The sequence below is a fragment of the Aeromonas sp. ASNIH1 genome (assembly GCF_002934285.1).
Lineage (GTDB): Bacteria > Pseudomonadota > Gammaproteobacteria > Enterobacterales > Aeromonadaceae > Aeromonas > Aeromonas caviae.
In genome coordinates, this window is the sequence record NZ_CP026228.1 from 1813373 (window position 1) to 1825816 (window position 12444).

9 protein-coding genes are annotated in these 12444 nt (G+C 62.4%); 7 read left to right on the forward strand and 2 right to left on the reverse strand.

Annotation, left to right across the window (positions count from 1 at the left end):
• The first annotated feature begins 11 nt into the window (after positions 1-11).
• Both C2U37_RS08785 and pntB read left to right on the forward strand, forming a co-directional pair.
• On the forward strand, positions 12-1538 hold the full coding sequence (locus tag C2U37_RS08785) for a Re/Si-specific NAD(P)(+) transhydrogenase subunit alpha (RefSeq protein ID WP_010675996.1): 1527 nt from the start codon (positions 12-14) through the stop codon (positions 1536-1538).
• 11 nt (positions 1539-1549) lie between these two features.
• Positions 1550-3034 carry a Re/Si-specific NAD(P)(+) transhydrogenase subunit beta gene (pntB, locus tag C2U37_RS08790; protein ID WP_010675995.1) on the forward strand — a complete coding sequence of 495 codons (1485 nt, stop codon included), beginning with the start codon at positions 1550-1552 and terminating at the stop codon, positions 3032-3034.
• A gap of 50 nt (positions 3035-3084) precedes the next feature.
• On the opposite strand, the gene C2U37_RS08795 is transcribed toward pntB, so the two are convergent.
• Positions 3085-4413: an IS4 family transposase gene (locus tag C2U37_RS08795; RefSeq protein ID WP_010676218.1), complete on the reverse strand. Its 1329-nt coding sequence runs from the start codon at positions 4411-4413 to the stop codon at positions 3085-3087.
• Between the two features lie 386 nt (positions 4414-4799).
• Between C2U37_RS08795 and C2U37_RS08800 the strand changes: the two genes are divergently transcribed.
• Both C2U37_RS08800 and C2U37_RS08805 read left to right on the forward strand, forming a co-directional pair.
• Positions 4800-5471 (forward strand): helix-turn-helix transcriptional regulator, encoded by a 672-nt coding sequence (locus tag C2U37_RS08800; protein ID WP_041211936.1) that lies wholly within the window; start codon positions 4800-4802, stop codon positions 5469-5471.
• 26 nt (positions 5472-5497) lie between these two features.
• Entirely contained in the window at positions 5498-6805 is a 1308-nt protein-coding gene (locus C2U37_RS08805; RefSeq protein ID WP_199770521.1) for an L-cysteine desulfidase family protein, read from the forward strand.
• A gap of 72 nt (positions 6806-6877) precedes the next feature.
• Here the strand turns inward: C2U37_RS08805 and C2U37_RS08810 are convergent, their stop codons facing one another.
• Complete coding sequence (locus tag C2U37_RS08810; protein ID WP_039039695.1) at positions 6878-7633, reverse strand: outer membrane protein assembly factor BamD; 756 nt, start codon at positions 7631-7633, stop codon at positions 6878-6880.
• 116 nt (positions 7634-7749) lie between these two features.
• On the opposite strand from C2U37_RS08810, the gene rluD reads away from it, so the two are divergent.
• The 3 genes from rluD to clpB all read left to right on the forward strand — a co-directional run bounded on the left by rluD (position 7750) and on the right by clpB (position 12411).
• Entirely contained in the window at positions 7750-8730 is a 981-nt protein-coding gene (gene rluD / locus C2U37_RS08815) for a 23S rRNA pseudouridine(1911/1915/1917) synthase RluD (RefSeq protein ID WP_010675991.1), read from the forward strand.
• 119 nt (positions 8731-8849) lie between these two features.
• A complete protein-coding gene (gene pgeF / locus C2U37_RS08820) occupies positions 8850-9587 on the forward strand; it encodes a peptidoglycan editing factor PgeF (protein ID WP_104452130.1) in 738 nt (245 codons plus the stop codon).
• A 250-nt stretch (positions 9588-9837) separates the two neighbouring features.
• Positions 9838-12411: an ATP-dependent chaperone ClpB gene (gene clpB / locus C2U37_RS08825; protein ID WP_104452131.1), complete on the forward strand. Its 2574-nt coding sequence runs from the start codon at positions 9838-9840 to the stop codon at positions 12409-12411.
• Positions 12412-12444 lie beyond the last annotated feature (33 nt).

Here is a 12444-nt window from a genome sequence, read left to right on the forward strand (position 1 = left end):
AGGGAATAGTCATGCAGATTGGAATACCGAGAGAGAGTCTCGCCGGTGAGACCCGGGTCGCAGCGACCCCGGCCACTGTCGAGCAGCTGAAAAAGCTCGGCTTCGAGGTTGCCATCGAGGCCGGTGCCGGCCTGCGAGCCAGCTTCGATGATGCCGCCTTCGAGGCTGCCGGTGCCAGCGTGGTACCGAACGTCTGGCAAGCCGACCTTGTCTTCAAGGTCAACGCGCCGACCGAGGCCGAAATCGCACAAATTAAGGATGGTGCCACCCTGGTGAGCTTCATCTGGCCCGCCCAGAACCCCGAGCTGGTCAAGAAGCTTTCCGAGCGCAACATCAATGTGATGGCGATGGACATGGTGCCGCGGATCTCCCGTGCCCAGTCCCTCGACGCCCTCTCTTCCATGGCCAACATCGGTGGCTATCGCGCCGTCGTGGAAGCCGCGCACCAGTTCGGTCGCTTCTTTACCGGCCAGATCACCGCCGCCGGTAAAGTTCCGCCCGCCAAGGTGCTGGTCATCGGTGCCGGTGTGGCCGGTCTGGCCGCCATCGGGACCGCCGGTTCCCTCGGTGCCATCGTGCGTGCCTTCGATACCCGTCTGGAAGTGGCCGAGCAGATCGAGTCCATGGGTGGGGAATTCCTCAAGCTGGACTTCGGCGGCGAAGATGGCGCTTCCAGCGACGGTTACGCCAAGGTGATGAGCGAAGAGTTCATCAAGGCCGAGATGGAGCTGTTCGCCCAGCAGGCCAAGGAAGTGGACATCATCATCACTACCGCCCTGATCCCGGGCAAGCCGGCACCCAAGCTCATCACCAAGGAAATGGTGGACAGCATGAAGCCGGGCTCCGTCATCGTGGACATGGCGGCCCAGGCCGGCGGCAACTGCGAATACACGGTACCGGGTGAACTGCATGTCACCGACAACGGCGTCAAGGTGATCGGTTACACCGATCTGCCGGGCCGCCTGCCTGCCCAATCCTCCCAGCTCTACGGCACCAACCTGGTGAACCTGATGAAGCTGATGTGCAAGGAGAAGGACGGCAACGTCGCCATCGACTTCGAAGACGTGGTGCAGCGCAACATGACGGTGGTCCAGGCCGGTGAAGTGACCTTCCCGCCCCCCGCCATCTCCGTCTCTGCTGCCCCGCAGAAACCCGCTGCCGCCAAACCGGCCGCCAAGAAGGAAGAGGCCAAGCCCTCCAACAAGAAGTTCGTGTTCGGTGCCCTCGGCATCGCCGCCTTCGGTTGGGTGGCCGCCGTAGCGCCTGCCGCCTTCCTCTCCCACTTCACCGTCTTCATCCTGGCCTGCGTGGTCGGTTACTACGTGGTGTGGAACGTCTCTCACGCCCTGCACACGCCGCTGATGTCGGTTACCAATGCCATCTCCGGCATCATCGTGGTCGGTGCGCTGTTGCAGATTGGACAAGGGTCGACCCTGGTCACCGTGCTGGCCTTTGTCGCCGTGCTGATTGCCAGTATCAACATCTTCGGTGGCTTCACCGTCACTCAGCGCATGCTGAAGATGTTCCGTAAGGATTAAGGGGGTTTAACGTGTCTCAAGGACTGGTAACAGCATCCTATATCGTTGCCGCCGTGCTCTTCATCCTCAGTCTCGCGGGACTGTCGAAGCAAGAAACGGCCAAGCATGGCAACCTGTTCGGTATCGCGGGAATGGCCATCGCCCTGCTCGCCACCGTCTTCAACCCGGAAACCAGTGGCGTCCACTGGATCATCCTGGCCATGGCCATCGGTGGCGCCATCGGCGTGCGTCTGGCCCTCAAGGTCGAGATGACCGAGATGCCCGAGCTGGTGGCCGTGCTGCACAGCTTCGTGGGCATGGCAGCGGTGCTGGTGGGCTTCAACAGCTTCATCGATCTGCACCCCTCCGCCCCCGCTGAAGTGGTGGTCTCCGTCGGTTCCAACCTGGATGCGACCCTGGCAGCCGCCCGGGCGGCGTTCGAGCAGGCGGCAAGCGTCGCCCAGGTCGAGCACCTCTCCGGCGCCATGCTGAACATCCACCTGGTGGAAGTGTTCCTGGGCGTCTTCATCGGTGCCGTGACCTTCACCGGTTCCGTGGTGGCGTTCGGCAAGCTGCGTGGCCTCATCTCTTCCAAGCCGCTGATGCTGCCGCACCGCCACAAGCTGAACCTGCTGGCCGTGGTGGTCTCCATCGCGCTGATGATCCACTTCGTCAACGCCGGTGGCTCCACCTTCGCCCTGCTGGTGATGACCCTGATCGCCTTCGCCTTTGGCTGGCACCTGGTCGCCTCCATCGGTGGTGCGGACATGCCGGTGGTGGTCTCCATGCTGAACTCCTACTCCGGTTGGGCGGCGGCGGCGGCGGGCTTCATGCTCTCCAATGACCTGCTGATCGTCACCGGTGCCCTGGTGGGTTCCTCCGGTGCCATCCTCTCCTACATCATGTGCAAGGCGATGAACCGCTCCTTCATCTCCGTGATCGCCGGTGGCTTCGGCTCCGACGGCGTGGCCTCCACCGCCGAGCAGGAGCTGGGCGAATACCGCGAGACCAACGCCGAAGACGTGGCCGACATGCTGAAGAACGCCAGCTCCGTCATCATCACCCCGGGCTACGGCATGGCGGTGGCGCAGGCCCAGTACCCGGTGGCCGAGATCACCCAGAAGCTGCGTGATCGCGGCGTCAAGGTGCGCTTCGGCATCCACCCGGTGGCCGGTCGTCTGCCTGGTCACATGAACGTGCTGCTGGCGGAAGCGAAAGTCCCCTATGACATCGTGCTGGAAATGGACGAGATCAACGATGACTTCGCCGACACCGACGTGGTGCTGGTGATCGGTGCCAACGACACCGTCAACCCGGCCGCCATGGAAGATCCGGGCAGCCCCATCGCCGGCATGCCGGTGCTGGAAGTGTGGAAGGCGCAGAACGTCATCGGCTTCAAGCGCTCCATGAACACTGGCTACGCCGGTGTCCAGAACCCGCTGTTCTTCAAGGAGAACACCCAGATGCTGTTTGGCGATGCCAAGGCCAGCGTCGAGGCCATCCTGAAGGCGCTGTAAGCGTTGACCGGATGAGACAAAAAGGGGGCTTCGGCCCTAATGCCAGTCAGTTAAGCCTGACTGGCATTGTTTTTACTAGGTTTTCTCGTCGCATACTTCTGTGGTTTGGCTTTGATGCACCTTGGGTAACTTCGTTCTCGGCGGGCGGGTAACTTGAACTGCTCTGCCTGTTTGTCCAACTCAGCGACACGCCCTGGAACCATGCCCGGTGACACAAACGGCAGGCAACTGAGTTCATGCAGCAGATACACCGATGCCATGTGAAAGCTCAACTGGCTGGCCGTATAGCCCTTTAAGCTCGCCGCCATCCTAACCATCTGATATCTCAGTAGGTTATAGGCCAATACCAAGCCCCATAGCTCCTGCCTTACTCCATCGGGTTTCTTGCTGCGCAGCGTCAGCCGGTGCTGTTGCAGGCTATGTTTCATCTCCCGATAGCCCAGCTCGATTTCCCAGCGATTCTGGTATAGCTCCATCAACTCGCTGGCCGGGAAGCGCAGCGGGTCGGTGAGCGAGGTCAGCACCTGCCGCTCCTTGCCGTTTACCGTCCGGGTCAGCAGCCGGGCTTCGAACTGCTCCGGCAACTCGCTCCACTTCTTCTTGGCCTGCGGACTGGCTCTGAGGCGTACCAGCACATCCTGCCGCCCCAGCTTGCGGATGACCTCGTATTGAGCCCCCTTTTTCAGCGGAATAAGCCAGTGACGCGCTACGCCCTGGCGTTGCCAGGCATGGAGTAACCCCAGTGAGTAGAAGCCCTTATCGAACAGGGTCAGGCTATTATCGGGTGTTTTTTCAATCAGTTGCTCTGCCAACACCATCTCGTTTACCGCACAGGAGTCCATCACTGTCTGGGTCAGCAGATGACTGGTCAGCTCCATCTGACACAACATGCGGACCTGGGGATATTGCGTCTCCCCCTGGACGGTTTTCGACTTGGCAAAGGCGCCGGCATTGTCCGGAGTATCGGGCGTGCGCCAGACCACCCCGTCCACGGCCAGCAGCTGCAAGCCGGCCCAGGTGGGGTGCTGACACAGCTGATGCCAGAGTGTGGCGGTCTGCTGGAACACCTGTCGAACGGCTTGGTCAGCCAGTTTTTGGCGCGCCTGGATGAAGGCGCTGGGGACGACAAACGGCCGGTCGCCGGGTAACAGGATATCGAGCTGGTTGGCCAGCTGGGCCATAGGGACATGACGAAACAAGGACATCCCGATAATGGCCCATAGCACCCGCTCCATGGGCATGCGCCGTCGGCGCAAGGAGACGGAGCCCGTCTCGGCCAAGCAAGCCTGCACCAGTTCAGGTGACAGCAGGTCAGACAGGGACTCAAACTTTCCGGGAGGACAGGCGTGAATGAAGTCGAGAGCTTGGTCGATACGCATAAAAAAATCCGAAACCCAACAAGGAGTTTCGGATTCTTACACAGCCTGAGGATCGGTCAATGGATCCTTAACTGATCGGCATTAGGGCTTCGGCCCCCTTTTTCTATGACCAGAGTGGGTGACCGTGGCAGGGAACAGACAGGCGGTGGTGCCTGCCTGTCTGGACTGACTGGCGAGCCCTGGCTCAATTAAAGTTGAGCAAAAGCACCAAAAAACCACCTTGAAGGCCTCTCATGGGGCCTTTTTGTCATTTCAGTCGTGATTTTGCTCACATTTTGTGGTGTTGTCTCACCAGTCGGGCATAATGCCCGCGCAAAAAGCGGATTTGCTCAATTTTATTTGAGTCCGCTTCGAATATCCTTACCCAACGTTGACCGGATGACCCCATGACCGAGGTAGCCCCCTTGCGCGACGCCAGCACACTGACCGATGAAGAGCGCCATCTGATCGCCAGCTTCGAGCCTGCGGTGGCGGCGCTGTCCGCCCTGTTTGGCCCGGGTTGCGAGGTGGTGCTGCACGCCTTTGACAGCCTGCACGCCTCCGTCATCAAGATTGCCAACGGCCACATCACCGGCCGCCAGGAGGGAGCGCCGGTCACCGATTTTGCGCTCGACAAGTTGCACAGTGCCGCCGGCAGCCAGTGGAGCAGCTATTTTTCCCGCACCCGGGAGGGCTCCCTACTGAAGTCCTCGTCCATCACCATCAGCAACCGCGAGGGCAAACCCATCGGTATGCTGTGCGTGAATTTCAGCCTGGACACGCCCCTTGGCAGCCTGCTCGACACCTTTGCCCCGCCCGCAGTGCCCCCTGCCCACGGCACCGAGACCTTCGCCAGCTCGGTGGATGATCTGGTGGCGCAGGTGATCGCCAAGGTGGACAGGGATCCCGGGCTGGGCAGCAGCGTGCGCAACAAGGCGATCGTGCACCGGCTTTACGACATGGGCATCTTCGAGATCAAGGATGCCGCCCAACTGGTGGCCGAGCTGCTCGGCATCTCCCGCCATACCGTTTACCTGCATATCCGCAATCACAAGGCGGAACTGGCCGAACAACAATGACGAGCCCGCACGCGGGCGCCATGAACATGAGACACATCGCAATGAACGCACAATGGACCGACTTTATTACCCTGCTCAAGCGTGAAGTGGTGCCGGCCCTCGGCTGCACCGAGCCCATGTCGGTCGCCCTGGCGGCGGCCAACTGCCGCAAGCTGCTGGGGCAGGTACCGACCCGCACCCGCGTCTGGGTCAGCGGCAATCTGTTCAAGAACGGCATGGGGGTCGGTGTGCCCGGCACCGGCATGATCGGCCTGCCGGTGGCCGCCGCCGTCGGCATCACCGGTGGCAACCCGGATGCAGGGCTGGAGGTGCTCAAGAGTCTCACGCCGGATCAGGTCGAGGCGGCCAAGGGGCTGCTGCCCACCATAGAGGTGGATGTGAAGGATGTGCCCGACGTGCTCTACGCCGAGGTGCTGGCCGAAGTGGAGGGGCACAGCGCCCGGGTGGTGATCTGTACCGACCATACCCGCATCGTGCTGATGGAGAAGGATGGCGAGGTGCTGATGGTGCAGGACAGCGCCCCCGGGGTGCAGATCCAGCCAGCCAAGGCCGACAAGCCCACCATGACCCTGAAGGAGATCGTGGCCTTCGCCCTGGAGGTGCCGCTGGTCGAGATCGACTTCATCCGCGAGGCGGCCACCATGAACCAGGCGCTGGCGGACGAAGGGCTGCAGGGCTATGGCCTGCGCATCGGCAAGATCCTCACCGACCAGGTGGAACGCAAGCTGCTTTCCGACGATCTGATGACCCTGGCCATGCGCCTGTCGTCTGCCGCCTCCGATGCGCGGATGGATGGCGCCATGCTGCCCGCCATGTCCAACTCCGGTTCCGGCAACCAGGGCATTGCCGCCACCATGCCGGTGGTCGCCGCCGCCCGCTTCCTCAAGGCCGATGACGAGCAGCTGGCCCGTGCCCTGGTGATGAGCCATCTGGTGGCCATCTACATCAAGGCCTACCAGAACAAGCTCTCCGCCCTGTGTGCAGCCAGCACCGCCGCCATGGGATCGGGGGCCGCCATCACCTGGCTGCTGGGGGGCCAGTTCGAGCAGATCAGCCACTGCATCAACAACATGATTGGGGATGTTTCCGGCATCATCTGCGACGGCGCCGGCAGCGCCTGCTCCATGAAGGTCTCCACCTCCACCTCGGCGGCGGTGAAATCCTCGCTGATGGCCATCAACAACCTGCGCGTGCCCCAGAGCGAGGGGATCGTCTCGGACGATGTGGACCAGACCATCGCCAACCTAGGTCGTCTCTCCAAGGAGGGGATGCTGGATACCGACATCGAGATCATCAACATCATGCGGGCCAAGCAGCAGGGTAAGCACCAGTGACCCCGGAGTGCCGCCGTCGGCCATAAAAAAACCGGAGCCAGTGGCTCCGGTTTTTTATTGTCCGTTCGCTACTCAGCCGCGACCGAGACGGTTGTCTGGGTAGTTCTTGGCCAGCACTTCTCGGGCATGCTGGGCCAGGGTCGGCATCTTCAGCGTGTCATAGGCGTTGACCATGATTTCCAGCGCCTTCTCGGTCTCCACCGTGTCGGGATAGGTCTCGACGATCAGCTTGGCGCGGTTGGCGGCGGCGATCAGGGCGTCACGCTTGACGTAGTACTCGGCTACCCCCAGGTCATAGCGGGCAAGACGGTTCTTCAGGCCGATCATGCGGGCACGGGCATCGGCTGCATAGCTGCTGTTGGGGTAATTCTGCAGCAGGGTCTTGAAGTCCTGGAAGGCCTGACGGGCGTAGGAGGGGTCCTTGTCATCCCGATTGATGCCGAGGAAATCCTGGAAGAAGTTGTAATCCGCCGCCATGTTGGTCAGGCCGCGCATATAGAAGACGTAATCGATGTTCTTGTGCGCCGGGTTCAGGCGGATAAAACGGTCGATGTTGGCGATCGCCTGGGCGGTATCATCCTGCTTGTAGTAGGCATAGATGAGATCGAGCTGAACCTGGTTGGAGTAGGCGCCGAACGGGTAACGAGAGTCCAGCGCTTCCAGCAGTTCGATGGCATTGAGGTAGTTGCCGGTATCCAGTTTGATGCGGGCTTTCTGGTACAGAACTTCCGGCGGTTCGTCGGGAACCTTGGGTTTGGTGCTGGAACAGCCAGTGATCAGGGTAGCGACCAAGGCGAGCGACATCAGCAGGTGAGACTTCTTTCCCATCAACAACATCCGGTCCATTTCCACGAAATTGGCAAAGTATCCGTTATGCTTGGCTAAAAGAAAAGCTAGAATACCCGGATTATTTCGAATTGATACCCCCGCTCAAGAGACCATACATGAGCCAGCATATTGAACTGACAGGCGAATTTCAGGATCACCAATTCGGGCAACGACTCGACCAGGCCCTGGCCGAATTGTTTCCCGACTACTCCCGGACCCGCATCAAGGAGTGGATTTTACAGGACAGAGTGACCCTGGACGGTCAGGTTGCCAATACCCCGCGCGAGAAAGTGGTGGCCGGGCAGCAGGTACATGTGAATGTGGAACTGGCAGACGACACCCGCTGGGATGCCCAGAACATCGAGCTGAACATCGTCTATGAAGATGAACACATCCTGGTGATCGACAAGCCGGCCGGCCTGGTGGTTCACCCGGGCGCCGGTACGCCGGACGGCACCGTGCTCAACGCCCTGCTGCACCGCTACCCCGGCATCGCCGAGGTCCCCCGCGCCGGTATCGTGCACCGTCTGGACAAAGACACCACGGGGTTGATGGTGGTGGCCAAGACCATTCCCGCCCAGACCCACCTGGTGGAAGCCCTGCAGGCACGCCAGATCACCCGTGAGTACGAGGCGATTGCCATCGGTCACATGACCGCCGGCGGCACCGTCGATGCCCCCATCGGTCGTCACCCGACCCAGCGTACCCACATGGCCGTGGTGCCCAACGGGCGCGAGTCCGTCACCCACTACCGGGTGCACGAGAAGTTCCGTGGGCACACCCGTCTGCGGTTGCGGCTGGAGACCGGTCGTACGCACCAGATCCGTGTCCACATGGCCCACATCAAGCATCCGCTGGTGGGGGATCCCGCCTACGGCGGTCGTCTGCGTCTGCTGCGCAACGCCACCCCCGAACTGACGGAGGCCCTGCGCGGTTTCCACCGTCAGGCGCTGCACGCCACCATGCTGAAGCTGGCGCACCCCATCACGGGTGAAGTGATGGAGTGGCACTCCCCCACGCCGCAGGACATGGTGGCGCTGATGGAAGTGCTGCGGGCGGATACCCTGGCCAATCCGGACGATCTGGTCTGGAACTGATCCCGGGGGCGGCCTTGCGACGATTCCTGCCGTAACCTGCCCTCCATGATCTGATGCGGGGCCCCTTGACTGGTTGCAGCCAAGGGGCCCCGTTTTCATATGAACGAAAGGAGCCACAGATGAACTGGATCGCACCCGACTGGCCCGCACCGGGCAATGTCAGGGCTCTCTCGACCACCCGGGACGGCGGCATCAGCGAAGGGGTCTTTGCTGGTCTGAACCTCGGGGCCCATGTGGGCGATGCACTGGCCAGGGTCGAGGCCAACCGCGCCCGACTGCAGCAGGTGGCGGGGATCCCCGGCACTCTCAACTGGCTCAACCAGGTACATGGCATCGCCGTCCATCCGGTGAGCGACCGTTATGAGCGCGCACCGGATGCCGATGCCGCCTGTGCGCATGAGACGGGGCAGGCCTGCATCGTGATGACTGCCGACTGCCTGCCGGTGCTGTTCTGCGATCGGGCAGGCACCGTAGTGGCGGCGGCCCATGCCGGTTGGCGCGGACTGCAGGGGGGCGTATTGGAGGCAAGCATCGCCGCCATGGGCTGCGAGCCTGGCGAGATCCTGGCCTGGCTGGGCCCGGCCATCGGTCCCGCCGCGTTCGAAGTGGGTGGCGAAGTGCGTGAGGCCTTCATGGCGGAGCAGGCCGAGGCGGCGGCTGCGTTCGCCCCTTCGTCCATCGAGGGGAAATGGCTGGCGGATATCTACCAGCTGGCCCGACTGCGCCTCGCCCGCGCCGGTGTCACCGCCATCTATGGCGGCGAATACTGCACTTTCAGCGACAGCGAGCGCTTCTACTCCTATCGCCGCGACGGGCAGACGGGTCGCATGGCCTCCCTTGTGTGGCTGGAAAAATAGCCGAAGAGGCGCTCGCGAGTGGCCGCAAGCGCCTCTTCACTCCTTGGTGATGGCCCTTTGGCGACTATGTCTTGCTGCCGAGCAGGCTCAGGGTGCAGGCTGCCATTGCGAGGTCGTTTTCCCTCGGTCACCGCTATTGAGGAAAAAATAAACAGTCACCCCTTGAAATTGCCCTTCAAGACCACATCTTCCTTGTCAGAAAGCGATGTTGTTGCCGCGCATGCGGCGTCTGTCTTGAAGGGGGAGTGCAATGCGCCTCGATCGCCTGACCAGCAAATTCCAGATTGCCATTTCCGATGCCCAGTCTCTTGCACTGGGTCGTGACCACCAATTCATCGAACCCGTCCATCTGATGAGCGCCTTGCTCAATCAGGACGGCGGATCCATTCGTCCGCTGCTCACCTTGACCGGGCTCGACATCAATACCCTGCGCTCGCGCCTCGGCGAGGAGCTGGATCGCCTGCCCCGCGTCAGCGGGGTGGAAGGGGACGTACAGCTCTCCAACGGCCTCGGCCGCCTGCTCAACGTCTGCGACAAGCTGGCCCAGCAGCGCAAGGATCAGTTCATCTCGTCCGAGCTGTTCGTGCTGGCGGCCCTGGACGAGAAGGGGACGCTGGGCGAGCTGCTGCGTGCCCAGGGGCTGACCAAGGAAAGACTCGAGGCAGCCATCGACAAGGTCCGTGGCGGCAAGAAGGTGGAGGATGCCAACGCCGAGGAGAATCGCCAGGCGCTGGAGAAGTACACCATCGATCTCACCGAGCGGGCAGAACTCGGCAAGCTCGACCCGGTGATCGGCCGGGATGACGAAATTCGCCGCACCATCCAGGTGCTGCAACGCCGCACCAAGAACAACCCGGTGCTGATCGGTGCCCCCGGCGTCGGCAAGACCGCCATCGTCGAGGGGCTGGCCCAGCGCATCATCAATGGCGAAGTGCCGGAAGGGCTCAAGAACAAGCGGGTGCTGTCGCTCGACATGGGGGCCCTTGTGGCCGGTGCCAAGTATCGCGGCGAGTTCGAGGAGCGGCTCAAGGCGGTCCTGAACGATCTCGCCAAGGAGGAGGGCAGCGTCATCCTCTTCGTGGACGAGCTGCACACCATGGTCGGCGCCGGCAAGGGCGAGGGTGCCATGGATGCGGGCAACATGCTCAAGCCCGCCCTGGCCCGCGGCGAGCTGCACTGCGTCGGGGCCACCACCCTCGATGAGTACAGGCAGTACGTGGAGAAGGATGCCGCGCTGGAGCGCCGTTTCCAGAAGGTGCTGGTGGAGGAGCCCTCGGTGGAGGACACCATCGCCATCCTGCGTGGCCTGAAGGAGCGCTACGAGCTGCACCACCATGTGCAGATCACCGACCCCGCCATCGTCGCGGCGGCCCAGCTCTCCCACCGCTACATCGCGGATCGCCAGCTGCCTGACAAGGCCATCGACCTCATCGACGAGGCGGCGGCCAGCATCCGGCTCCAGATCGACTCCAAGCCGGAATCCCTGGACCGGCTCGAGCGGCGCATCATCCAGCTCAAGCTGGAGCAGCAGGCGCTGATGAAGGAGGACGATGACGCCAGCCGCAAGCGCCTCGATCTGCTCAATCAGGAGTTGACGGAAAAAGAACGGGAATACAACGAGCTGGAAGAGGTGTGGAAGGCCGAGAAGGCTGCCCTCGCCGGGACCCAGCACATCAAGGCTGCGCTGGAGCAGGCCCGTCAGGATCTCGAGGTGGCGCGCCGCGCAGGGGACTTGGGCCGCATGTCCGAGCTGCAGTACGGCCGCATCCCGGAGCTGGAGAAACAGCTGGATCTCGCCACCCAGGCCGAGATGCAGGAGACCAGCCTGCTGCGCAACCGGGTCACCGACGTGGAGATCGCCGACGTCCTGGCCCGTTGGACCGGCATTCCGGTGGCCCGCATGCTGGAAGGGGAACGGGAGAAGCTGCTGCGGATGGAGGATCAGCTGCACAGCCGGGTGATCGGCCAGGAAGAGGCGGTGGACGCCGTCTCCAACGCCATTCGTCGCTCTCGTGCCGGGCTGTCCGACCCGAACCGCCCCATCGGCTCCTTCCTCTTCCTCGGCCCCACCGGGGTGGGCAAGACCGAGCTGTGCAAGGCGCTGGCGGAGTTCCTGTTCGATACCCAGGACGCCATGGTGCGGATCGACATGTCCGAGTTCATGGAGAAACACAGCGTGGCCCGTCTGGTGGGGGCGCCTCCGGGATACGTGGGTTATGAAGAAGGCGGTTATCTGACCGAGGCGGTGCGTCGTCGCCCCTACTCGGTGATCCTGCTGGACGAGGTGGAGAAGGCGCATCCCGATGTCTTCAACATCCTGTTGCAGGTGCTGGACGATGGCCGCCTGACCGACGGTCAGGGGCGTACCGTGGACTTCCGCAACACGGTCGTCATCATGACCTCCAACCTCGGGTCTGATCTCATCCAGGAGCACCACTCCGAGAAGGATTACGACGAGATGAAGGCCATGCTGATGGAAGTGCTGACCCGCAGCTTCCGGCCGGAGCTCATCAACCGGATCGACGAGACCGTGGTGTTCCACCCGCTCGGTGAGGAGCACATCAAGTCCATCGCCCGTATCCAGCTCAAGAGCCTGATGAGCCGTCTGGAGTCCCAGGGCTTCGAGGTGGAGGTGAGCGAGGAGCTGCTGACCAAGCTGGTTCATGCCGGGTTCGATCCCGTCTACGGGGCGCGTCCCCTCAAGCGGGCGATCCAGCAGAAGGTGGAGAACCCGCTGGCCCAGGCCCTGCTCAGCGGCCGGGTCATCCCCGGCAAGACACTGTGGCTGGGGGCCGACAGCAACGGCCTCACCATGACCCAGTAAGGGGATTGTCGATGAAAAACGCAGGCCTCGTGC